This is a genomic window from Halobacillus rhizosphaerae (assembly GCF_046719735.1).
GTDB lineage: Bacteria > Bacillota > Bacilli > Bacillales > Halobacillaceae > Halobacillus_B > Halobacillus_B rhizosphaerae.
The window spans coordinates 117,508-141,909 of the sequence record NZ_JAUTWQ010000014.1 but is presented as its reverse complement, the minus strand read 5'-3'; the positions used below and the strand labels follow the sequence as shown (position 1 = coordinate 141,909).

At 41.6% G+C, this 24,402-nt stretch carries 22 protein-coding genes; 9 read left to right on the top strand and 13 right to left on the bottom strand.

The window, feature by feature from the left end; genetic code table 11:
• Window positions 1-67: 67 nt before the first annotated feature.
• The 3 genes from Q7A53_RS15475 (at window position 68) to Q7A53_RS15465 (ending at window position 3,151) form a co-directional block, all read left to right on the top strand.
• Window positions 68-1,084: a tripartite tricarboxylate transporter substrate binding protein gene (locus tag Q7A53_RS15475; RefSeq protein WP_411790086.1), complete on the top strand. Its 1,017-nt coding sequence runs from the start codon at window positions 68-70 to the stop codon at window positions 1,082-1,084.
• A 65-nt stretch (window positions 1,085-1,149) separates the two neighbouring features.
• Window positions 1,150-1,608, top strand: coding sequence for a tripartite tricarboxylate transporter TctB family protein (locus Q7A53_RS15470; RefSeq protein WP_411790085.1), 459 nt, complete (start codon window positions 1,150-1,152; stop codon window positions 1,606-1,608).
• A gap of 16 nt (window positions 1,609-1,624) precedes the next feature.
• Window positions 1,625-3,151, top strand: a complete 1,527-nt coding sequence (locus Q7A53_RS15465) for a tripartite tricarboxylate transporter permease (RefSeq protein ID WP_411790084.1) — start codon at window positions 1,625-1,627, stop codon at window positions 3,149-3,151.
• A gap of 115 nt (window positions 3,152-3,266) precedes the next feature.
• Here the strand turns inward: Q7A53_RS15465 and Q7A53_RS15460 are convergent, their stop codons facing one another.
• The 10 genes from Q7A53_RS15460 to Q7A53_RS15415 all read right to left on the bottom strand — a co-directional run bounded on the left by Q7A53_RS15460 (window position 3,267) and on the right by Q7A53_RS15415 (window position 13,669).
• The gene (locus Q7A53_RS15460) at window positions 3,267-4,292 is read right to left on the bottom strand and encodes an ABC transporter ATP-binding protein (RefSeq protein WP_411790083.1); all 1,026 of its coding nucleotides are present in this window, start codon (window positions 4,290-4,292) and stop codon (window positions 3,267-3,269) included.
• A 1-nt stretch (window position 4,293) separates the two neighbouring features.
• Window positions 4,294-5,229, bottom strand: coding sequence for a C40 family peptidase (locus Q7A53_RS15455; RefSeq protein WP_411790082.1), 936 nt, complete (start codon window positions 5,227-5,229; stop codon window positions 4,294-4,296).
• Window positions 5,230-5,250: 21 nt separating this feature from the next.
• Window positions 5,251-6,345, bottom strand: coding sequence for a dipeptide epimerase (locus tag Q7A53_RS15450; protein ID WP_411790081.1), 1,095 nt, complete (start codon window positions 6,343-6,345; stop codon window positions 5,251-5,253).
• The gene (locus Q7A53_RS15445; protein WP_411790080.1) at window positions 6,326-7,279 is read right to left on the bottom strand and encodes a S66 peptidase family protein; all 954 of its coding nucleotides are present in this window, start codon (window positions 7,277-7,279) and stop codon (window positions 6,326-6,328) included. Before Q7A53_RS15445 ends, Q7A53_RS15450 begins: the two co-directional genes overlap by 20 nt.
• A 72-nt stretch (window positions 7,280-7,351) precedes the next feature.
• Window positions 7,352-8,983 carry a peptide ABC transporter substrate-binding protein gene (locus Q7A53_RS15440; protein WP_411790079.1) on the bottom strand — a complete coding sequence of 544 codons (1,632 nt, stop codon included), beginning with the start codon at window positions 8,981-8,983 and terminating at the stop codon, window positions 7,352-7,354.
• A 16-nt stretch (window positions 8,984-8,999) separates the two neighbouring features.
• The gene (locus Q7A53_RS15435) at window positions 9,000-9,998 is read right to left on the bottom strand and encodes an ABC transporter ATP-binding protein (RefSeq protein ID WP_411790078.1); all 999 of its coding nucleotides are present in this window, start codon (window positions 9,996-9,998) and stop codon (window positions 9,000-9,002) included.
• Window positions 9,999-10,004: 6 nt separating this feature from the next.
• Complete coding sequence (locus Q7A53_RS15430) at window positions 10,005-10,958, bottom strand: ABC transporter permease (RefSeq protein WP_411790077.1); 954 nt, start codon at window positions 10,956-10,958, stop codon at window positions 10,005-10,007.
• 1 nt (window position 10,959) lies between these two features.
• Window positions 10,960-11,892 (bottom strand): ABC transporter permease, encoded by a 933-nt coding sequence (locus Q7A53_RS15425; RefSeq protein ID WP_411790076.1) that lies wholly within the window; start codon window positions 11,890-11,892, stop codon window positions 10,960-10,962.
• 12 nt (window positions 11,893-11,904) lie between these two features.
• A complete protein-coding gene (locus Q7A53_RS15420; RefSeq protein ID WP_411790075.1) occupies window positions 11,905-12,729 on the bottom strand; it encodes a M55 family metallopeptidase in 825 nt (274 codons plus the stop codon).
• A gap of 337 nt (window positions 12,730-13,066) precedes the next feature.
• The gene (locus Q7A53_RS15415; protein ID WP_411790074.1) at window positions 13,067-13,669 is read right to left on the bottom strand and encodes a hypothetical protein; all 603 of its coding nucleotides are present in this window, start codon (window positions 13,667-13,669) and stop codon (window positions 13,067-13,069) included.
• 805 nt (window positions 13,670-14,474) lie between these two features.
• Between Q7A53_RS15415 and Q7A53_RS15410 the strand changes: the two genes are divergently transcribed.
• Window positions 14,475-15,290: a YitT family protein gene (locus Q7A53_RS15410; protein WP_411790114.1), complete on the top strand. Its 816-nt coding sequence runs from the start codon at window positions 14,475-14,477 to the stop codon at window positions 15,288-15,290.
• Window positions 15,291-15,556: 266 nt separating this feature from the next.
• Here the strand turns inward: Q7A53_RS15410 and Q7A53_RS15405 are convergent, their stop codons facing one another.
• Entirely contained in the window at window positions 15,557-16,015 is a 459-nt protein-coding gene (locus tag Q7A53_RS15405) for a YkvA family protein (RefSeq protein ID WP_411790073.1), read from the bottom strand.
• A gap of 389 nt (window positions 16,016-16,404) precedes the next feature.
• Here Q7A53_RS15405 and Q7A53_RS15400 point away from each other — a divergent pair, with 389 nt between their 5' ends.
• Window positions 16,405-17,895, top strand: coding sequence for a peptide MFS transporter (locus Q7A53_RS15400; RefSeq protein ID WP_411790072.1), 1,491 nt, complete (start codon window positions 16,405-16,407; stop codon window positions 17,893-17,895).
• Window positions 17,896-18,749: 854 nt separating this feature from the next.
• Here Q7A53_RS15400 and Q7A53_RS15395 read toward each other — a convergent pair.
• Both Q7A53_RS15395 and Q7A53_RS15390 read right to left on the bottom strand, forming a co-directional pair.
• Window positions 18,750-19,178 (bottom strand): universal stress protein, encoded by a 429-nt coding sequence (locus tag Q7A53_RS15395; protein WP_411790071.1) that lies wholly within the window; start codon window positions 19,176-19,178, stop codon window positions 18,750-18,752.
• A gap of 20 nt (window positions 19,179-19,198) precedes the next feature.
• Window positions 19,199-20,410, bottom strand: coding sequence for an MFS transporter (locus Q7A53_RS15390; protein WP_411790070.1), 1,212 nt, complete (start codon window positions 20,408-20,410; stop codon window positions 19,199-19,201).
• Window positions 20,411-20,529: 119 nt separating this feature from the next.
• On the opposite strand from Q7A53_RS15390, the gene Q7A53_RS15385 reads away from it, so the two are divergent.
• The 4 genes from Q7A53_RS15385 (at window position 20,530) to Q7A53_RS15370 (ending at window position 24,398) form a co-directional block, all read left to right on the top strand.
• Complete coding sequence (locus Q7A53_RS15385; protein WP_411790069.1) at window positions 20,530-21,072, top strand: PadR family transcriptional regulator; 543 nt, start codon at window positions 20,530-20,532, stop codon at window positions 21,070-21,072.
• 225 nt (window positions 21,073-21,297) lie between these two features.
• Window positions 21,298-22,572: an extracellular solute-binding protein gene (locus Q7A53_RS15380; RefSeq protein WP_411790068.1), complete on the top strand. Its 1,275-nt coding sequence runs from the start codon at window positions 21,298-21,300 to the stop codon at window positions 22,570-22,572.
• Between the two features lie 59 nt (window positions 22,573-22,631).
• The gene (locus Q7A53_RS15375; RefSeq protein ID WP_411790067.1) at window positions 22,632-23,504 is read left to right on the top strand and encodes a carbohydrate ABC transporter permease; all 873 of its coding nucleotides are present in this window, start codon (window positions 22,632-22,634) and stop codon (window positions 23,502-23,504) included.
• Between the two features lie 15 nt (window positions 23,505-23,519).
• The gene (locus tag Q7A53_RS15370; protein ID WP_411790066.1) at window positions 23,520-24,398 is read left to right on the top strand and encodes a carbohydrate ABC transporter permease; all 879 of its coding nucleotides are present in this window, start codon (window positions 23,520-23,522) and stop codon (window positions 24,396-24,398) included.
• Window positions 24,399-24,402 lie beyond the last annotated feature (4 nt).

Below are 24,402 nucleotides of genomic sequence, written 5' to 3'. Positions count from 1 at the left end.
ATAGCGAGAATAGTCCTTTAAGATTTAATTATAAACATTCAAATTATTCTAAAAAGGAGAGGGATTTATGAAGAAGTGGAGTATTTTTGGACTTTTAATTCTTATGCTTATGCTGGCAGCTTGCAGCAATGACTCGTCCGCCAATTCCAGCGGGGAATCAAGTGATTCAAATGGAGAATGGAAACCGAAGCAGCCGATAGAGCTTGTAGCGCCGGGCGGAGCTGGCGGCGGCTGGGATACCACAGCCAGAAGCGTAGCTAAAGTCATGCAGGAGGAAGGAATCATAAAGGATGACATTGGGGTTGTGAATAAATCTGGTGGTGGTGGAGCCATTGGCTGGGCGTATATTAACAGTATGAAAGGCAAGCCGAATCACATTTTTGTTTCTTCTCCTCCGTTAATCTTTGTTCCACTAAACGGTCAGTCTAAACTGGATTATACAGACTTCACACCGCTTTCCAACATGATTGCCGACTATGGCGCTTTTGCAGTCAAAGCTGATGCCAAGTGGGACAACTTGAACGATCTTTTCGCAGATATGAAGAAAGATCCTTCCAGTGTCACTGTAGTTGGAGCTTCTTCACCAGGATCTATGGACCATATGCAATTTGTGAAATTAGCAAAGGCAGCTGGTGTAGATATTAAAAAGATTAAATATGTTTCTGCCCAGGATGGTGGTGCCCTAACACAGATTTTAAACGGTAGTGCGGACGTGTATTCAGCGGGTGTTGCCGAAACGGTCGAACAAGTAAAAGCTGGTAAGATCAAAGTACTTGGTATCACTTCTGAAGAACGGTTAAAAGGGGATACTCTATCTGATTTCCCTACGGCTAAAGAACAGGGAATTGATGCGACATTCGTAAACTGGAGAGGATTCTTCGGCCCCAAAGATATGAGTGAAGCTGAAGTTAAGTATTATGAAGATAAATTTAAAGAAGTCAGTGAATCCGATGCCTTTGCAGATATTAGAAAAAAATATGGCTGGGAAGAAATGTATATGGACAGTGAAGAATATAAGGATTTCTTAAAGCAGCAAACAGAAGAATTAGGCGGCTTGCTTGATGAACTGGGACTTGGAAAATAAATAATCAGGAAGGGATGACGATGAAGATTCTTTGTCATCCTTTCTCTATATGAAGGTGATACAAAATGCTGAGAACATTAAATCAAAAGGTAAGTATCTTTTTAATTTTATTTGCAGCCGGATATTTATACTTAAGCTATAACCTTAAGAAGTATCCCTATGTACCTGTAGATTCTGATTTAGTTCCAAAAGTATTAGGGTTTTTATTACTCGGATTAGCTGTTTTACTGTTTTTTGATCGATCATCAGAAACAACGGAGCAAAAAGAAAAACGGCAGGTACCGGGGAAAGAGATTTTGGTGATCCTTGCTGTTGGGGCCATTATTTTCCTTTATATTTTGTTGTTTGAAATTTTGGGCTTCTTATTAACGACGGCACTATTTATATTTGGCTGTTCTGCATTTCTAGGATACCGGAAATGGATTTCGAACTTGCTAGTATCCGTGCTTTTTCCTACGGCACTCTACTATATTTTCGTTTACTTATTGCAGATTAAATTACCTCAGGGAATATTACCATTTTAAAAGGTGTGGATAACAGATGGGTGCATTCGATGGTTTGATGCAAGGCTTTCACGTTGCTTTCAGTTTACAAGGGATTTTATTTGTGTTTATTGGAGTCTTTATTGGTACATTTATTGGCATGATGCCTGGTCTGGGACCGATCAGTGCGATAGCGATTATGATACCCGTGACTTATGGGATGAACCCTTCTACCGCATTGGTGATGATGGCAGGGGTTTACTACGGGGCTGTTTTTGGCGGATCTACTTCATCAATTTTATTAAATGCTCCAGGAATTTCCGGAACTGTAGCTACTGCGTTTGACGGGTATCCGATGGCGCAGCGAGGGGAGGCGGGAAAGGCTTTAGCCATTGCAGCCATTTCTTCTTTTGTAGGAGGAACGGTTTCTGTTGTTTTGCTCATGCTTTTTGCTCCTGCATTAGCTCAAGTAGCCGTTTCGTTTGGACCAGCTGAATATTTTGCTTTAATGTTCCTCGGTCTCACGGCGATCTCAAGTTTGTCGGAAGGTTCCACAGTTAAAGCATTGATTTCAGCAACAATGGGGTTTATAGCAGTGACTGTCGGAATAGATGCCCAGACGGGTACATCAAGATTTACGTTTGGCAATCCCAATTTGCTTGAAGGATTTGATTTCTTAGTCATTGCTCTTGGATTATTTGCTCTTGCAGAAGTATGTTCTTTGATTATTAATAGGAAAGATTCTTCCTTAAGCGAGCAATCCAATATCGGCAACTTGAAGCTGAGTAAAAGTGACTTGAAAGAGATGCGAGGGCCGATGTCACGGCAGTCGATCATTGGATTTCTTCTAGGAGTGCTTCCCGGAGCCGGTGCGACAATTGCCTCTTTCATTGGATATATTACAGAGAAAAAAATAGCCAAGCATCCTGAAGAATTCGGTAAAGGATCAATTAAAGGATTATCAGGGCCGGAAACGGCGAACAATGCAGCAACGAGCGGGGCGTTTGTTCCTTTATTGAGCCTGGGGATACCCGGGTCAGGAACCACTGCAGTCATGCTCGGTGCCTTTATGGTAATGGGAATACAGCCTGGGCCATTGTTAGTACAGGATCATCCCGATGTGTTTTGGGGAATAATCGCGAGTATGTATATCGGGAATATTATCTTATTGTTACTCAATCTACCGCTGATTCCGTATATCGCCAAACTATTAAAGATTCCGCGTCCGTTACTTATTTCACTGGTGATTATCTTCAGTTTGATCGGTGTGTATTCCATCAGCTTCAATACGTTTGATCTGTATGTACTGCTGGCATTTGGAGTCATCGGATATCTGATGAGGCTATTCTCCTTCCCGGCAGCTCCGTTTATTCTTGCCTTTATCCTTGGCGGGATGATGGAACAATCTCTTCGTCAGGCATTAACTTCAACTGGGGGGTCATGGAAGATATTTGTGACACAGCCCATATCTCTGACGTTATTAATTCTAAGTTTCTTATCTTTCTTAGTTCCTTTTCTCAGTAGCCAATGGAAGAAAAGGAAGGCTAGTGGGGAGGAAAGCATGGAATCCAAACACACAGGCTGAATAAAAAAGCTGGAACGAAATAATACGAAAACCCGAACCTTCATTTACTTACAAGGGTTCGGGTTTTCTGTGTTTAGTGATACAAGTAAGGCACTGCCGAGGATAATTATAGCAATTAGCGAATATTTAACGTAACACGATCTTGGAGTTTTTTGATCGGTGAATCGTTCGCAATTTCATCATTGTATAAATGGCAGGCGACCTGATGATCTTTCTCTGCTTCCTGCCACTTGGGTTTCTTTTCAGCACAGATATCCATAGCCATCGGGCATCGGGTGCGGAATACGCAGCCGCTTGGCGGATCGATGGGACTGGGGATTTCTCCTTCAATGATGACTTGTTCTCTTTCATCTTCAATGTCGGGGTCAGGAATGGGAATGGCCGATAGCAGCGCTTGCGTATAAGGGTGCATTGGACGACTGTAAAGCTGATCGCTGCTCGTCAATTCAACCATGTGTCCTAAATACATGACACCAATCCGGTCAGAGATGTGCTGTACCATGGATAAGTCATGGGCAATAAATAAATACGTTAAACCTTTCTCCTCCTGCAGTTGTTCGAGTAAATTTACGACTTGGGCCTGAACGGATACATCCAGAGCAGAAATGGGTTCGTCAGCGATAATCATTTTAGGTTCTAAGGCTAAAGCGCGGGCTATGCCGATCCTTTGCCGCTGCCCGCCGCTGAATTCGTGTGGATAGCGATTGGCGTGATCGCGATTTAAACCTACTTCTTCTAACAGCTCGTAAATCCTGTTCATTCGTTCCCGTTTGGAAGAAAATAATTGGTGAATTTCCATCGGTTCTGCAATGATTTCTGCTACTGTAGAACGCGGGTTTAAGGAGGCATATGGATCTTGAAAAATCATTTGCAGTTTCCGTTTCAGTTGAAACTGGTCTTGTGTAGACATTTCATAGATGCTTTGCCCTTCATAGATCACTTCTCCATCCGTACGATCATATAAATTCATGATCGTACGACCGGTGGTTGATTTCCCACAGCCAGATTCTCCTACGAGCCCAAATGTTTCTCCTTGATAGATGTCAAAGCTGACACCATCGACAGCTTTAAGAGTTTTTCCTTTGCCTACAGGAAAGTATTTCTTTAAATTTTTCACCTCTAGCGTTTTCTGTTTATCCATGCTATTCCTCCGTTTTCCCCCAATAGCGTCTGGCTGAACAAAGTTCTTTTTCATAGATGGTGCCATTGATATCAATGATTTCAATGTTTTTTCCTGTGTTTGGGGAATGAAGCATTTTGCCTTCCCCATAATAAAATCCTACATGATGGATCGAACCGTCTTCATAAGCAAAGAACAGTAAATCTCCCGGATGCAGTTGATCAAGGGGTACTTCTTCTCCTGCTTTCGCCTGATCAGAGGCATCACGAGGAATTTCATAGCCTTGTGCCTTGTGCATGGCATAGGCAAACCCTGAACAATCATAGCCGTACGAGCTCATGCCTCCCCAGAAGTAGGGAAGGTCGACGAATGCTTCCCCTGATTTCAATATATCCTCTCCGCTTCCTTTGGGTATCGCTTCCCGAGAAGGGTAGAGTGAAACATCCTTAGTTGGGAGGTAGCCTTCGCCGTCAGGAGTACATACTTTAATCAATTCTCCTTCTTCCACCAGTGCGGGAAGAGAAGTGAGGTAACTGACTTCAAACTTTGGTTCGCGCTGACTGTTGAGCAGTATGCTGTGGCGGGCAATTACGACCGCAATTCCTTCCCCCTGCCAGCTGGTTTCGGGAATTTCCTTTAATTGCCGGATGGGAACATACCCAGGGTAGCCTCGCTCATCCTTCTTAGAAGGTTGAGTAGGGATAATAATCTTTGCCCATTCTCCGGATTGATCATCCATAATCACTTCTTCGCCGTATAATAACTGGGATTGAACTAAATTTTCCTCACTTAAAGCAAGTCTCGTTTCGTGAGTGAGTTTACTTAACCATTCCTTAATTAATGGTGGTACGGAAACTCCAGGCTCATCTATTTTTCTTGGTGCTTCCGGGGAAGTCCAAACTGTGGCTACGGGGACTTGGACGACCCAAGTGGTTCGTGAAGCGGTAGTGTTCGTCATCAGTTTACCTCCTAAGGAATATTAAGAAAGTACTCGATCAAGCTGGACTTCTTTAAGACCAAGTCCAGAGTCTGCCGGAAATGTGAGGGTGCTTTTATTATAATTGACACCCCCCGCTATCGGATCTTTCTTAAGCATCAACGGGGCATCAAAGTCGACTCGGGTCACGTTTTTCTGGCTCGCTGCAAAGTGGGCGGCCGCTGTAATTCCAAGTTTCGTTTCAATCATACTTCCCACCATGCATTCGACTCCATAGACTTCTGCTAAATGATTAATTTTAAGCGCTTGATGAATACCTCCAGCTTTCATTAACTTAATATTGATTAAATCAACACTTCTTGTTTCAAGTACACGACGTGCGTCATAAAAAGAAAAAACACTTTCATCAGCCATAATAGGAAGGGAGGTTTGTTCTTTTACTTGTTTTAGTCCTTCGATGACCCATGCCTTTACAGGTTGTTCTACAAGTTCGATAGGAAGGTTTTCCTGTTCCATTTTACGAATCGCATAAACAGCTTCTTTCACTGTCCATCCTTGATTCACATCTAAGCGGATGGAAACTTGATTTCCTAAGCTGTAACCTATGGTGCGAATACGTTCGAGATCTTTTTCAATGTCATCTTTACCTGCTTTAATTTTTAAAATCACAAAACCGTTGTTCACATAATTCTGAGCATCAGCAAGCATCTGTTCCTTGTCATTTATACTTACGGTGTAATCTGTTTCAAGCGTGCTCCGATAACCGCCAAGCAGCTGAAACAAGGGCAGATCACAAGCTTTAGCCAGGCAGTCATAGATGGCCATATCAATGGCAGCTTTTGCACTACTATTCCCAACACAGCAGGTTTGCAATCTTTCAAACACCGATTCATGTTTTAATACGGATTCCCCATTTATAGCGGGTTCAATCATAAAATGAATGGCATATTCAATGCTGCTTAGACTCTCTCCCGTGATGACATGAGTGGGTGGTGCCTCTCCCCAGCCGGTTATGCCTTTGTCACATATTATTTTCACATAAATGGATTCAGCAACTGTCACCGTCCGAAGCGCTGTTTTAAAAGGAGTGTGAAGAGGGACTGCAACACGGTAAGTTTCAATTTTTTGGATTTTCATCATTCGCTTCCTTTCCGGTAACTCCTGGTTCGATGGAGAGTGTTTGACTATAGGCGCATAACTCAGCTTCTGCTCCCAAAGGAATAGCAAAGTGGGGCAGACAGTGCCCCATTTTAAACCCGGAAACGACGGGTTTCTCTAATGAAGCGAAATAGTGATTCCAGACTTCCTCGAGAGGTAAAGACTCTCTTCGTTTTACAGGTTCTGAGTCACTGAAATCTCCAATGATAACGCCCGCTGCCTCCTCTAATTTGCCGGCTAGTTGTAACTGACATAGAAAAGAGTCGATGCGGTAGGGTTCTTCACCAATATCTTCGATGAACAATAATCTATTATTCGTATCTAATTCATAGGGGGTACCGAGAGAATTTACGAGTAGAGAAAGGTTTCCACCGACAATTTCTCCGGCAGCTTTTCCTTCGGACACTGTCACAAGCGGAGAAATATCCTCTGAGTAACGCAGCTCTTGAGGATGAAACAGCTGATCGAACATTTGCTTAGAAACAGAATCAAAATTTTCTTTTCCCACATCTGAGCACAGCATAGGACCGTGAAAAGTGATTAATCCGGTTTTTTGGCGGATCGCCGTATGTAAGAAAGTTAGATCGCTGTAACCCCAGAAGATTTTTGGATTGTTTTCAATCAATCTGTAATTGATCGATCCCGCGATTCTGCTCGTCCCATAGCCTCCGCCTGCTGAGATAACCGCCTTAATTTCGGGGTTTTCAAACATGTAATGAAGGTCTGCCAGCCGGTCGTCATCTTTGCCTGCCAAATAGCCGTAAGTATCAGAAAGATGGGAGCCCAGCTCGACTTTTACTCCGAGACTTTCTAGAAAGGAAATGGCCTTCTCCAGTCTATTAAGGTCAGGTGGACTTGCCGGAGCGATGACACCAACGGTATCCCCCTTGTGTAATTGGCGCGGTTTAATCATGTTATTTCTCTCCTCATGGAGAAAAGAGGCGGACTCGCAGCCAATGTGCAAGCGCCTCTTTTCTTAATCCTATTATTTTTTATCTGCCCATTTTAATTCCAGATAACCGACCGGATGGCGGACAATGCCGCTCACAGAGTCTTTTTGCAAAACGACTTGGTTATAGAAATGAATCGGGAATATCGGCATATCATCAAATAATACTTTTTCTGCTTGATACATATCTTCCCAGCGCTTGGCTTCATCTGTTTCCTGTTTGGCTTGTTCAATCAGCTGATCATATTGTTTGTTCGACCATCCTGTCCGGTTCATAGAAGAATCGGTAATGAAGCTTTCCAAGAAATTGATAGGGTCTGCATAATCAGCTAAGAAGGAGCTTCTGGACAATTGATGTTTTAAGTCCTTCTGGTTCTGTAAAAATACATTCCATTCCGTGTTTTCCAAAGAAACTTCAATACCTAGCGTTTCTTTAAACATTTGCTGAATGGTTTCAGCAATCGCTTTATGCGCTTCACTTGTGTTATAGGAAAGAGTAATAGGCGGCAGTTCATCATAGCCTTCTTCCTTCATGCCTTCTTTTAGAAGCTTTTTGGCTTGTTCGGGATCGTATTGAACTAAATCGCCATTATGCTTGCGGAAATCCTCCCCGGAAGGGCTGGTAAATCCGTAAGAAACGAATCCGTAAGCGGGCTCTTCTTTATTCTTTGTGACGTAATCAACGATATCCTTCTGTTTGATGACCATAGCAAATGCCTTACGAATTTTCTTGTTTTGAAAAGGCTCTTTATTGACATTAAACCGGTAAAAATACGTACCAGCTTGATCTTGAATTTTCACTTCGTCACTATCAAGCAGTTTATCGGCCAATTCTGGCGGAATGCCTGACGTATCAAGATCTCCGCTTTTGTACATTTGATATTCTGTATTCACGTCATTGACCATCGCCCAATGAACCTGATCAAGTTTGACCGTACCTTTGTCCCAGTAGTGATCATTTTTCTTCATTAGTATCTCGCTGTCATGTTTCCATTCAGCCAGAGTGAAGGGACCATTTCCTACAAAGCTTGAGGCATCTGCATACCATTCCTCATTTTCTTCCGCTACCTTTTGATTAACCGGAAAGAAAGCAGGGTTGGAAATGATATTAAGAAAGTACCCTGTTGGCGCTTTTAAGGTGACTTTCAATTCCTTATCGTTAACCGCTTTGACCATGACGTCATCTGCAGAACCCTTACCATTATTGTAAGCTTCTCCGCCTTCAATAAAATAGCCGAGAAATGCGGCCGGAGAGGCGGTTTCTGGATTTAATAATCGTTTCCAGGCATATTCAAAGTCCCCTGCGGTTACATCGTCGCCATTAGACCACTTGGCATTATCCCGTATGTGGAAGGTATAGACTTTTCCATCATCAGATAAGTCCCATTTTTCAGCTGTAGCAGGTTGAGGCTTATGATCTTTGCCTAACCTAGTTAATCCTTCCATTAGATTATTCAGGACATTCCAGGATACAGAATCAAATCCTTGCGGAGGATCAAGGGAGGTAGGTTCCTCGCTGTTGTTTAAGTTTAATGTGGCGGAATCTCCACTCGCTTGCTCCTGATCGCTGCTGTTGTCTTGATCACTGTCCCCTGAGCTTTCAGTCGTACAGCCAGTCAGCAAGCCAATCAGCAGAATTCCCAATAAAATAGCTAACCATTTTTTCATAAGACTTCCCCTCTCATCATGTATTAATCTTCCTATATTTTTTAGCTCTTTCATCCTGAAGCCAGCAGTCGACCTCATGGGTGTCACTCAGTTCAGAATGAAAAGGATAAATTTTGCTGCACACTTCCATGGCTTGAGGACACCGGGCGGTAAACGGGCACCCTGCCGGAGGTGAAAATAAATCAGGTGGTGTGCCGTCGATGGGAACCAGTTTCCTGCCTTTTCGATCCAGGCGGGGGACTGAATTCAAGAGTCCCTGCGTATAGGGATGCTGCGGATGATGAAAAATTTCTCTGCGATTTCCAGTTTCGATAATTTTGCCGGCATACATGACTGCAATGCGGTCGGCAATTTTAGCAACTACGCCCAGATCATGCGTAATTAGAATGATGGAAACCCCTGTCTCGGATTGAATTTTTTTAAATAATTGCAGAATTTGCGCCTGGATTGTGACATCAAGCGCGGTAGTCGGTTCATCAGCAATTAAGAGTTCCGGTTCACAGATCAGTGCCATAGCAATCACAATCCGCTGCCGCATACCGCCGCTGAACTGGTGAGGGTACTGTTTCATTCGTTCCATCGGGTTAGGGATACCGACGAGATGGAGCATGTCCAGGGCCTTCTGCTGCGCCTCTTTTGAACTAATGGACTGGTGCTGCTTAAGTCCTTCTGTAAGCTGATTTCCAATCGTTAAAGTCGGGTTGAGAGCGGTCATAGGATCTTGAAATATCATGGAAATGTCAACGCCGCGGATCTTACGGATTTGTTTAGTCGGTAGTCTTGTTAAATCCTTTTGCTTAAAAGTAATGGTCCCGTGTGTAATCTTTCCCGGGGGGGAAGGGATCAGCCGCATGATGCTGTTTGCAGTCACACTCTTTCCACATCCTGATTCTCCCACGATTGCGAGTGTTTCCCCTTGATTGAGGTGTAGATTTACTCCTCGTACGGCTTGTACTTCCCCGCCGTAGGTTACAAAGGAGACGTGAAGATCTTGGATGGTTAATATTTTTTCCATGTTTTTTTACCTCCTAAGCTTTGGATCGAGCGCATCCTGCAATCCATCACCTAAGACATTAAAAGCAAACATCGTTGCCGAGATGAAGAAGGCCGGGAAGAATAAACGCCACCAATGACCTGATAAAATCACTCCAAGTGAATCGTTCGCCATCATCCCCCAGCTTGCATAAGGAGACTGGATTCCTAGACCTAAGAAACTCAGGAACGCTTCTGCAAAGATCGCAGTGGGGACGGTTAGGGTCATCTGCACGATAATTGGCCCCATCGTATTGGGAAGCAGGTTTTTACGGATAATCCGTTTTGTTTTTGCGCCGAAAGACTGCGAAGCCAGCACGAATTCGTCATGCTTCATTTGCAGTACCTGCCCGCGGACGATTCGGGCCATCCCCACCCAGCCCGTTACAGTTAAGGCAAGAATGATGGTGGTTAAGCTCGGCCCCATAACGACGAGGAGCAGAATGACCACAAGTAAATAGGGAAGACCATACAGTATTTCAATAATTCTCATCATTACATTATCGGTTCTTCCGCCTTTATATCCGGAAATTCCTCCGTAAGCTACCCCAATGAAAAAATCGATAAGGGCCGCCATTAGTCCTACAAACAAAGAGATTCGGGCTCCATACCACGTTCGTGTAAACACATCACGCCCTAAATTATCGGTTCCAAACCAATGCGTTGTGGAAGGGGGATGGTTTTGATTCGCTAACGCTTGTTCAGACACGTTATGCGGAGAAATCATGGGTCCAATAATAGCCATTATTCCGAGCAAGATCAGAAAAACCAGTCCTGACATGGCTAGCTTGTTTTGTCGGATCCGTCTCCAGGCATCCTGCCAATAGGAAAGGGAAGGGCGTACTACAGACTCTGCTTCTCCTAAATTTTTTTCTTTCGGTTTAAACCACTCATCAGGTATGGAAGATGGGGATTTTTGTTCATCTTTAGCTGTAGGAATCACATCATTTCCCTCCTTCCTTATGTAGTTTGATTCTTGGATCGAGAATGCCGTAAGCGATATCAACAAGGAAAAGCATAAAGACTAGAAATACACTGTAAAAAACGGTGGTTCCCATAATGACGGGATAGTCCCGTTGATTAATTCCTTCCACAAAGTATTTCCCCATGCCGGGAATGGCGAAGATCTTCTCGATCACAAACGTTCCGGTCAATATGCCTGCGAGCAGTGTACCAAGAATGGTTACGACAGGCATCAGGGCATTCTTTAAAGCATGCTTGACGACAATTTTGATGGGGGATAATCCTTTCGCCCGTGCCGTTTTAATATAGTCTTGAGTTAATGTTTCCAGCATACTCGAGCGGGTCAGCCTGGCTATAATCGCCATGGGGCCGGTAGCCAGTGCTAGAATAGGCAGCACCATATGCTTGGGACTGCTCCAAGTTGCGGCAGGAAAGAGCGGATGGCTCACGGCAAGCTCCTGAATGAGCAATGTGGCAAGGACAAAGTTAGGAATCGATATCCCTAGAACTGCTATGGTCATAGCTAAATAATCGATCATGCCATTATGTTTCAGTGCTGCGAAGACACCAAGAGTGACTCCCGATACAAGAGCGACCAATATGGTCCAGATTCCAAGCTCAGCAGAAATGGGAAAGCCGCGCCCCAGCAAAGAATTGACTGTTTCTGTCGGTTGTTTAATTGACGGTCCAAAATTAAAGGTGGCTATGGACTTTAAATAGAGTACATATTGTACAGCAAGTGGTTCATTCAGGTGGAAATGTTCCTCAAGGTTTTGCTCAACGGCAGCATTTGTCGTTCTTTCTTCATTAAATGGAGATCCAGGTATTGCATTCATTAAGAAAAAGGTGAGGCTGGCAATGATCCATACAGTCACTACCATAAGAGCAAAACGTTTTAATATGTAGACGGCCATAAGACTCTCCTCCTAGCTGAAAGTGGCGCGCATAGCAAGCTCTGTCATGACGAGCATCGCTTGATAGGCTTCCAGTATGTCTTTGGCTCTGAAGTTCACAATGGTAGTCCCAGGTTCAAGTTCCGTTCCTGGCATGAGGTTTGCCCATTCGGCCTGTCCATAATTCATAAATTCAATTCGCAGTAAAGGGTGTTCTGGTGGTACTAAAGGAGCCACATTCTGGCTGTTATGTAAGGCCTCTTTAGTACGCTGTTCAAGTAATTCGCCTGCTTTGGCAGGCGTCAGGCTTTTTACTGACGTGCGGGAAATGGTTTCTTTTACTGGCGCGGTAATAATATTAGGGATAAGAGCTTCAGCTTCCTGTGCTGCGCAATCGTCGCCCGCTACCATTAACACCGGCACCCCAAAATAACCTGCTACGTATGCATTGAGACCGAGTTCTCCAACCGCCACATCATTAATGAAAAAGTTGCGAACGCCGAAAATCATCGAGTGAGACATCACTCCTTTCTGGGCTGCACGAGCATGATAGCCGATAAAAATTGCTCCCGTAAAAGAACTGTCTAACCCTTGCATCATTGAAAATGGTTTTACATCTCCAGTAATCAAATAGGCATCCGGATGAATTTCATCGATGAGAAGATTGTTCATTTTAGAGTGACTGTCATTCACGAGGACTTCTTTCACTTGATTTTTGTAGGCCGAGTCAATGACATAATTTGTTTCTTGAGTCATGATTCTTCTGGCACGTTCATAATTATGTTGATGGGAGTCGACATATGTAGAATCCGGGAGACCGGTTATTCCTTCCATGTCGACGGATAAGTATAACTTCATAGAAAGGCATCCTCCTGTTTTGGATTTTAGTGCTAAAATTACTAATATTCTAATAATTTTAACAATATTTTCATGGTTAATATAGAGACAACTTACCCGGGGAATAAGTACCATACATTTTTTTACAAATATAAGGGTGGAATGATATTAGAAGTTAGAATGAAAATTAGCCTTCCTTTTTAAAAAAAGTTCGTGGAAAATGATGAAGGGTTCTATGACTTAGGAATACGAAACAGCCAGAAAAACCTTTCCCTGCTTGAAACAATAAAATCCAAAAACCCTCACCTGTATAAATACATTGGTGAGGGTTTTTGGATGATAAAATTCTTTAATTAACTTAAAATTTGTTAAGCGCAGTGGCCATTACTTTTGATTTTAATCGCTCTTTTTCATTCTCATAGTTTCTTTTCATTTCATTTGCTGCATTTTCGTTATGACCATTGGCCATTAGATCGTCCTGCATGTTGTCGTACACTTTATTAAAGGCTTTGTCTGTCTTAGATTCCAGTTCATCTGCGGCCTTTTTATATTTCGTTAGGAAATACATATAGGAGATGTCCTCTTTCTTTGCCTTCTTGTCGTTATACTCTTTCTTTGCCTTATTAGCTAACTGTTCGAGACGGTCTTTTACTTGAGTTTGCAAGTCATCAAACGTTGGCTGATAGGCAGCTTTTATTTCCTTAACGGACATTTTCTTGCTGGCAGACTGCGGAGAAGAGTTCGAATCTGCAGTGGGGGAGGCGGATGCCGTTTTAGCAGAAGGTTCCTCAGCCAGTTCAGGTTCGTCCAGCTGGTAATCGTCTTGGACAAGGTTGTCGACTTCTGCATCTTGTACACCGTAATCTTTAATCGTAAGAAAATAGGCTGCTGTACCTGCTGCCGCCAAAATAAGCGTGAACAGAGTAATTCCAATGATTAGCTTGATTTTCCTTAAGTTCATTTATCACGCCTCCTACACTCATCTTAACAAAAGTATTCCATTTATTGGGCTTTTTAATCAAGCAGGAAGGTTATTTATATAAAAAAACTGCGCGTTTTAAGTAGTCGGCACTTATTGTGTAATAAAGAATTCAGGTATGGGGTATAGTGAAGGTATAGACAAGACAGGGAGGGGAATCGCTGTGGGTAAAGAAAATGATTTTATCACTGGACTTAGGTGGTCATTATTATTAAGCGTTCCTTTATGGTGCTCCTTTTTTGGTTGGATTAAGATTGTTCGAACGATTCTTTAATCATAGAACTGACAGTTGAATAAGAATGGCCGAAACCCTGCATGTTTTTCTTCAGGGTTTTTTTGTATGGGTTATGATGGAGATCGGCAGCCTTCCCGCTTCCCTTTACTGACGTTACTAAGGTGCTCACTGCTCCCCATGAAAGGATTTCTATTTTTAAGATTTATTGATATAATATAATTACTTGAATTTTCTGAATAAAATCTCTTTATACCATTCTTTGATACTTCGTTCTATTTTCTGCTGAAGATTTCCAAGTATACTGATGTCCCTTCCTCTTAGTGCTTGATGGAAAATCTCCATACAAGTTAAATTACAATCCAATTTGTTCAAAAACATACTTTGCCCTGTCCGCGGATGAGATTACAGAAAATCCAGGAAGAGCTGGCCGCTCTTTCTTTAAAAGAAATTGGGAGGTTCGTTATGAGCGAAGCCAATACGATTGCTTACGAGGAGCAGGTTATTGAAAAAGTAGAACACAGAAAAATACCGCTGGCTGAAATCGTCAAACGAATGTTTTTCATTACGCTCGGTGCTGTTATTATGTCGGTCGGTTTGGAGATCTTTCTGATTCCTAACAATGTCATTGATGGGGGAATAGTTGGAGTTTCCATTATGCTGTCTCATATTACCAGCATCCCTCTTGGATTGTTTCTCTTCATCTTGAATATTCCTTTTTTCTTTATCGGCTATAAACAAATTGGTAAAACATTTACGAGTTCTACGATTTACGGAATTATTATTTTATCTATTTCTACTGCCGTTCTTCATGATGTCCCCGCCTTCACTTCAGATGTTTTATTGGCTTCTCTATTTGGCGGATGTGTGCTGGGAATTGGAGTGGGTATGGTGATCCGTTATGGAGGCTGTCTGGATGGAACAGAAATCTCTGCTATTCTAGTCAGTAAAAAGCTCCCATTTTCTGTGGGAGAAATCATTATGTTTGTGAATTTGTTTATCCTCGGCAGTGCAGGCTTTGTTTTCAGCTGGGACCGAGCCATGTATTCCCTGTTAACCTACTATGTAGCTTATAAAATGATCGATGTCACGATTAAGGGATTAGATGAATCAAAATCGGTGTGGATCATAAGTGAGAACTATAAAGATATTGGAGATGCAATTATTGATCGCTTAGGCCGCGGGGTGACGTATTTAAGTGGGGAAGGTGCCTACACAGGGGATGAGAAAAAGGTCGTCTTCTGTGTTATTACCAGGCTGGAAGAAGCCAAACTTAAGGATATTGTCTATGAACACGATCACAAATCTTTTCTGGCCATTGCTGATATTGCAGAGGTTCGGGGAGGAAGATTTAAAAAAAGCATCCATTAAAATAGAGTTGGACATCAGGAAATCGTCATTCTTAAGACGAACCATGATAGGAAGGAACGCTTAATCAGACAGTGAAAAAACCCGAACGATACCTCATCGTTCGGGTTTTTGGCGGCTTTTAATGCCTTTTTTTATTTATAGATACATAAAGATCTTGGCTCGTTCACCTGCTTATCTTCCCATATGCATGCTCTAAGTCTCCTTGAGAAGCAAAACAGTCGTTCCCCAGTGACTCTGCGAGAGCCTTCAACATTTATCCTCCTTGACTATGTTCTATCCAAAACTGCATCCTCATCCTTCTCAGTAGCGGAATCGTCCATCGTTTGGTCCTGTTCAGAAAGCCACTTGCGGTAATCCAGGACATCCGCTTGAACTTGATCAAAAACTAATTTTAAAATATATGCATCATCGAGATAACCGCCGATAGGAATAAAGTCAGGAATGGCATCTATTGGTGAGATGAAGTAGAGTATGGCTCCAGCAATTGCTAATATGGAACCGGTAGGAACCTGCGTATAGTTTCCTTTTCTCCAGTCTCTCACTAGATTAAACATCATCTGCAATTCACTCCACACTTGAGTCAGCGGTCCTTTGTTTTCCTCTGATTTATGACGGGCCGTGTCGATCATTTTTTTCGTTCTGACGGGATTTTTAAGAACTTTCACAGCTCGTTTCCTCATGAATTTATACAAACGCTTGGCTAGTAGTCGTTTTGATTTTTCCATTTGTCATGAACCCTCCTTATAGAAAGCTCTATGTAACTATCCCCTTTTTGAAATAGCGTCAAACCCAGAAGAAATAGTTTGAAATGGATATTTATTCACTTCGTCTTCTAATTGTAATAATCGGGAATTTCGGTGACAAAAGAATGGGTGTATAGGGTACAGCTATCATCTAAATTCTTGTTTAAGGGACGGAAGTACTTATTTGTATAAAAATTCACTCTTATAAGAAAATAAACTCTATTTGGAATATGGTTAAAACAATTGATTTTCAGTCATGGATAGGATTATAATTTTTCTTTGTCAGGACAATATTCGACAAATTGTTTGAAAATTTTATTAAGTGAGAAGGCTTACAATTTGTCGTGTAATTTTCAAGGAGGTTTCGGGGAGTGTCAAATTACACCAAAGAAGAAATAGTGAAAAGCGTACCCCAAAAAGGATTTTTTGGACATCCGAAAGGATTATTTACTTTATTCTTTACTGAATTCTGGGAGCGGTTTTCCTACTACGGAATGCGCGCATTATTAATCTTTTATATGTATTATGAAGTTTCAAAGGGCGGATTGGGCCTTGATGAAGGTACTGCCGCTTCCATAATGGCGATTTACGGTTCGCTAGTTTATATGTCCGGTATTATCGGAGGCTGGATAGCCGACCGGCTGCTCGGATCTACCTCAACCGTGTTTTATGGTGGGGTACTTATTATGCTCGGTCATATCGCATTATCGATACCAGGTGGTTTAACCTCCTTTTTCATCTCCATGGTACTCATCGTTATTGGTACTGGGTTATTAAAGCCGAACGTTTCGAATATAGTGGGGGATCTTTATGCTCCTGATGATTATCGACGCGATTCAGGATTTAGTGTTTTCTATATGGGGATTAATATAGGTGCGCTTCTTGCACCATTAATAGTTGGAACTGTAGGTCAAGAAGTTAATTTCCATTTAGGCTTTTCGATCGCTGCTATTGGAATGTTCTTTGGTCTAATTACCTTCATTATTTCTAAGAAGAACAGTCTTGGATTGGCAGGAAGAAATGTTCCCAACCCTTTAACAAAGAGCGAGAGATCCAAAACAATCACTCGTTTCGTCATTGGGGCAGTTATCATTGCTGTACTGCTTGCTGTAACAATACCTACGGGGATTCTCACGATCAATGGCCTCACCTATGTAGTCAGCTTCTTAGGTCTTACTATTCCTACGGCTTACTTTATTGTAATGTATCGTAGTAAAAAAACGACAGAAGTGGAAAGGTCTCGGGTTCTTGCTTACATCCCGTTATTTATTGCTGCGATGGTTTTCTGGGCGCTGCAGGAACAGGGAGCAATCATTCTAGCGCAATATGCTGATAAACGGACCAACCTGGATTTTGCAGGACTAGATATTCAGTCATCCTGGTTCCAGTCTTTAAACCCAATGTTTATCATCATACTTGCTCCATTCTTTGCCTGGTTATGGCTGCGTCTTAGATCGAAACAGCCTACCACGGCAACGAAGTTTTCCTATGGTCTTATTTTTGCAGGATTCTCATTCTTGATTATGATGATCCCAGCAATTACAAGCGGAGAAAATTTGGCAAGTCCTTTATGGCTGCTGCTCAGTTTCTTCCTAGTTGTCGTAGGTGAATTGCTGCTGTCACCAGTTGGATTGTCTACTACAACTAAATTAGCCCCTGCTGCGTTTGCCTCGCAGACCATGAGCCTTTGGTTCTTAACGAGTGCTGGCGGTCAGGCGATGAATGCTCAAATTGTTAAGTTTTACAATGCTGATACCGAAGTAGTTTACTTCGGCATACTTGGTGGAGTTGCAGTCGCACTTGGTGTTATCCTTCTTGTCTTATCTCCAAAAATTCAAAAGTTAATGAGAGGGATCCACTAATTGCAAGACAGGTATAAATGAATAGAGTTTATCAGAAAACCCGAATCATTCACTTACAATGGTTCGGGTTTTCTGTGTTTAGAAGTGAGCGTTTTATTCCCTTAAAACGCTTTCAGTATGACCGTTTGGAATAATAGATTATAGCAAATTTACCCTTGCTTATCCCTATAAAAAAGTCAACGGTTAACCTATTAAAGGAGGGAGAGACAAAAGAACTATTCTGGTATTTTCAATTGATTCAAAATAGCATGGAAAATCATAGCATGATAAAATGATGGAGTAAGTGTTTATTATAAAGGAAATATCTTCCTCTGAAAGAAAAATAAAGATAAAAAGAGTGGAGTATTTCTGAAATTTGACGTAGACATCAAGGAAAGGATGAAGACAAAATTGCACAATTAACCAGTCTCACATTAGATGATTGGCAGCTTAATATGGAAGGGTCTGTAAGTATCCGGATCGATAACACTGTAGTAATTGAACCAATCAGACAGATGACCGAAGACGCTTTAAAGCGATTTGTTACTTATCATACCTTGATCCAAAAGGTAAAAGTAAACACCAGAGATTCGAGAACTCCAATAGAATTATTTGGACCTTACCGATTAAAGAAGTCTTTTGGTATTTTAATTCTAAGTAAAATATAGAGAAACCTAGGTATAGGATTATTGGGATTTATTACTTGCGAATTATAGGGCGCAAGTGTATTACATATATAAATAGACAGTGGCGGTTTCACGGATCTTAATGGGATCTGCCGTTACAAAATCGAAATAGAAAAAAAGAGCGTGCATCAGGTTTATCTGATAACACGCTCTTTTTCAATAGGCAGGAAGTTTACCCGGTTATAGTCACTATTTTACGATAACCACAGGAGCATCGGCATGATGCAGGACCTGGTGGCTCACGCTGCCGAGAATCGATTCACTGATCGATCCCGCTCCGGCTCCTCCCATAACAATAAAATCTACCTTTTCCTGATTGGAAAAATCAATGATAGACTGCGAGATCAGCCCTTCTAAATGAACGATCTCTACTTCTAAGTCACCGTCAGGAATGGAGTGAAGGGCATGTTGAAGCAGCTCTTCTCCTTCCGCTTTTGCTGATTGATTGATATTTACATTTAGCGCAGCCCCTGCTTCGGCGTACTGTTCACTATCTATGGATACGTGAATCAGGATTAATCTTGTCTGAGACTCTTTACCTTCGATAAGTTTTAATGCCGATTTCAATCCTCGTTTTGATTGATCGGAACCGTCAATGGGGACAAGAAATTTATTCATCGTCTTTCCCTCCCGTTATTTTATTTATGAGCACGAACAATTTCTCGAGATAAAATCGTTGTTTCCGTGTCATTTTCATGAGTCTTTACTTGCTTGCTAACTGGGATTAGCATGAGCAGTAGTCCAACGAGAACTACTGCTGCTGACACACCAAAAGGTGCATGAGCTGATAGACTCTCGCCAACAATTCCAGAGAGCAGTGGTGCTAGAGCTGCACCAAACCAGCGGACAAAGTTATATACCCCTGAGGTTACGTTTCTCGCATAAGGGGAAATATCCATCACGTAGCTGGTAAATAAAGCATTGTTTAGTCCAGAAACGAGACCTGATAAGATGATCAGCACGATCTCCAGCCAAATAATATCAACAAATAATAGTAGGGCAAGCAGAATAACAAAAGCTGCAAGTCCAAACTTAATTAATGTGATGGGATGCCACTTTCTTTCCAGTTGGTGGGAAAGTACTGCTGATCCATAAGCCAGACAAATCCCCCAACCGAAGAATATAAAGCCAAGATGAATGGCTGTTAAATTTATGACGAGTGGTGAATAAGCGAGAACCGTGAAAAAACCGTAGTAATAAAGCATTCCTGCTATAGCGCCTTGGGAAAATGGTTTATATTTAAGTAAGCGGCCCATTTCTTTCACTCCGGGTGCCTTGCGTTTTTCTTGTTTTTCTGGTTCTTGAACAAAGAAGATGACAAGAAGTAAGGCAATAAATATTAATCCGCCCGTTGCGAAAAATGGATAGCGCCAGGAAATTTCACCAATTAGGCCGCCTAAGAGCGGCCCACCGGCCATTCCGAGACCGATCGCTGCTTCATACAAACCTACAGCTGAACTAATTTCCTTCGATAAGGTAATTAATAATGTCATGGCTGTTGCGAAAAACATAGCATTTCCAAATCCCCAGCCTGCCCGAAAGAACGATAATTCAGCCACCGTTCCGGAAAAACCACATAAAATGGCGAAAATCGTAACCACAGCAAGCCCGAACTTGATCATGTTCTTATCACCAAATTTACCTGCAAGCAAACTGGCGGGAATCATCATAATTGCCATAGTAAAAATGTAAGCAGTAAACAGCATTTCTACTTGCCAATGGCTCGCTCCAATCTGTTTCGCGATCACGGGAAGAATCGGATCCACGACGCCGATTCCCATAAACGCTAAAAAAGTAGCAAGGACGGTAATGAAGCGTCCACGCTTACGGATATTCTCTTGTAAAGCCAATGTTTATCCATTCCTTTCAATTATAGAAGTTAATAAATATCTTTCCATAGTATAGGATTCCACCCTTTATTATGTCAATATTTATATATATAATTATTTATATAAGGAGGTCTCTTGATATGAATTCACTCAGTTATGCACTGCTAAGCTTATTAGTAAGAAAACCCTGCTCCGGCTACGAATTAAGGATGCTGTTAGATGTTTTATGGCCAGCCAAACACAGTCAAATCTATCCATTACTTACTAAATTAAAAGATAAAGATTGGGTAACCTTTGAGCAAGTTCAGCAAAAAGGAAGACCCGATAAGAAAATATACTCCATTACCGATAGTGGAAAGGATGTCCTAAAAGACTGGTTGAAAACCGAGCCAGAACCGCCCATTCAGCGAGATGAATTTTTGATTAAGGCCTACGCCATCTGGCTGACGGATGAAAGGAAAGGGAAAAAATTAATTATGGAGCGTCTGGAAAGATATAAGAGTTTGCTTAGTCAGCACGAATCTGTACTGAAAGAGATGGAAGAAGAATTTGGAGGGGACTTGCGGAAGAAAACTTCACCGCAGTTTGGGAGGTTTATTTTGTTCAAAAGAAGGCTGCGGATGGATAAGGAAGAAATCGATTGGTGTGAGTGGGTGCTTGAACTTTTAGAACAGGTAGAGTAAATTTTCGATTCTCGGTAAATAAGGACCGAAGTTTTACACATAAGCTTTGCTTTTCTAAGTCCTCTCCTTTAAAGAGAGGACTTTTTTATAGATTGTCAAATAAATGTGTTATTATTTTAAATATTTCGTAATTTTTCGGATGTTTTTATAGATTTCTAGGATAGTGTAAAAAATCATACCTGCTAGACTTATATGTAAGCGCTTTAACAAAAGGGGAGGATTTATATGAAAAAGATTGGTTGGCTGCTGATGGCAATGGTATTAACGATCAGTTTAGCTGCTTGCAGCGGGGGAGATAATGAGGCTTCTGGAAATGGTGTTACAGAATTGACGGTATGGAATGATTGGACAGAAGATCGCCCTGAAAATACTGTATATAAGAATCTAATAAAGGAATTTAATAACGAACACGATGATATTGAGGTGAAAATTGAAAGTATTCCTCATGATCAATATGAAACGAAATTACGGACCCAGGCGGCTGGAAAGCAATTGCCGGATATGTTTCGTGTTTGGCCAGGTGCACGAATCAAACCATTGGTTGAAGGCGGAGCACTTCTTTCATTAAATTCTATAAAAGATCAGTGGGATGGAGTGATACCGGAAGCCATATTGAAAGACTACGCTGTAGATGGAGAACAGTACGCAATTCCGGCAAATATCAGTGAGACTAGTTTGATTTTCTATAATAAAGAAAAAGTAAAAGCGGCAGGTTACGATGAATTTCCGAAGACGTACAAAGAGTTAAAGGCTTTGATAACCGATTTAAATGATAAAGGGATTACACCGATAGCACTTGGAAATAAAGCAGCGTGGCCATTACAGTCCGTATATATTTCTACAATAGCGGACCGCTATACTGGTAGTGATTTCCTGGAGAATACGCTTGATGGGGAAGGATCATTTGAGAATGATAAATTTGTTCAGTCACTTTCAGTCATAGATGAATTAACGAATCTTAAGGCATTTAATGAAGATATGAACACCATAGATGAAGCTCAGGCTAGAAGTGAATTTAATAGTGGAGAAACAGCGATGCATTTTGCGGGTTCCTGGGCGATCGGTCCTATCCTCGACGGTGTGAAAAATAAAGAAAATATTGGGGTTGCCCCTTTTCCTGAATTCGAAGGCGGAGAAGGAGACCAATCTAAAATTGCTGGGGTAGCTGGAGGAGGAATCGCTCTAAACAGTAATTTAAGCAAGGATAAAAAAGAAGCAGCCTTTGAATTCTTAAAGTACTTCTATGGAGACGACATGTATAAACAGCTAGTCAAAGCTAATATCATTGTTCCAGCAGATGTAGAGATGGATGATTCAATACCACAAGTCTTTCAAAAGGCAAATAGCTATGCGCAAAACGGGCTTGCTCCAGTGTATGACGCGACACTTACCCCAGAATTAACAGACACGATTAACAATGGTCTGCAATCAATCTCTTTAGGTGACAAAACAGCTGAAGAATTAGCTGAAGAAATGCAAAAGGAGCTGGAGAAGGAGTAGAGCAAATAAAGGAGCAGGCAACAAAAACGCTGTCTGTTCCTATATAAAGAGGTGAGTTTATGCACTTAGCAAGAAAAAAAAGCTCGATCCTGATTGGACTTCTTCCAGCATTATTACTGTACCTGGTGTTTGCGATTTATCCGATCTTACAGTCTTTTTACTACTCGGTTATGAGCTGGGATGGGTTTTCAGCGATGACTTTTGTAGGTCTTGATAATTTTAAAGAACTATTTAAAGATCCGCTTTTTTGGAATTCTGTTAAGAACAATATCTTTGTGGTCGTCGCCTCAGTGTTAGGTCAGGTTCCCATTGCATTATTTATCGCTCTATTACTAAATAGAAAGCTCAAAGGAGCGAAGATCTTTCGAACGATTGGATTCCTGCCTGTTGTGTTGTCTACTGTTGTTATTTCATTAACCTGGAGTCTGATTTACAACTCAAAAGATGGCATGATTAACGAATTCTTCCGAGCGATAGGGTTAGGAGGGATCGCCCAAAACTGGCTTGGGGATACTCAATGGGCAATGATCGCTGTTTGTATAACGGTGATCTGGCAGTTTGTCGGGCTTTATTTAATTATTTTCCTGGCAGCTCTTCAGAACGTACCAAACGAAGTTTTAGAAGCGGCTCGAATGGACGGCGCATCTGAGTGGGTCACCACTTGGAAAATAACGGTTCCGATGATTTGGGACACGATTATTGTTGCTATAGTTCTTTGTATCGCCGGTAGTTTGCGGACCTTCGACCTGATTTATGTGATGACACATGGTGGTCCCTCGCATTCAACCGATGTAATGGCACTTTATATGTTTAATGAAACATTCTCCAACCTGCAATATGGATATGGCAGCGCGGTATCAGTAGTTATTTTCTTCTTCAGCTTGATTTTAATTATGATCGTCAGAAAAGCACTGGGGCAAAAGCTGGTGTAGGAAGGAGGTTTGCATATGGAAACAACCATGAGTTCTAAAACAAAAGTGAAAGATAAATACCAGGGAAATAAAAGAAAAAGTTTTAAAAAGACAATGATTTATCTTATATTAACACTTTTTGCAGTCATTAATGCTTATCCCATTTTGTGGATGGTTATTAACTCCTTTAAGTCGGAGCAGGAATTTGCGGTTAATCAGTTTGGTTTCCCAAAACAAATTGTTTTTGAAAACTACATGAATGCTTGGAAAGCTGCTAACTTTGGCATCTTATTTAAGAACAGCATCTTTATATGCTTAGCTGCAACTGTGATTACTGTATTGATTGGAGCGCTGGCTTCTTATTTCCTTGCCCGATTCTCATTTAAAATGAATACACTTATCTATACTTTGTTTATTTTTGGAATGATTATTCCGATTCATTCCACCTTAGTTCCTATGTTCATCTTGATCCGAAACTTAGGATTATTAAATACTCCAGTCACTTTACTCTTTCCTTACATTGCCTTTAATCTTCCTATTACTATTTTTATATTGACAAGCTTCATGAAAGCTTTTCCAAAGGATATTGAAGAATCGGCAATCATGGATGGGTGCGGGGTATTCCGGATCTTTTGGTCTATTATTCTACCTATGTCTCGTCCCGCTGTGGCCACGGTGCTGGTACTGAATTTTATTCATAACTGGAATGAATTTTCCTTTGCGCTGGTCCTAATTAATGATCCCGGGTTGCAGACGCTGCCGCTTGGACTAGCTAGCTTTGCTGGTCAGTTTACAACCAATTATGGAGCACAAATGGCAGGTCTTACCATGACTTTAGTTCCTATTGTCATCTTCTACTTGTTCTTAGAGAAAGAAATTGTAAAAGGCATGACATCAGGGGCTGTAAAGGGATAAAATT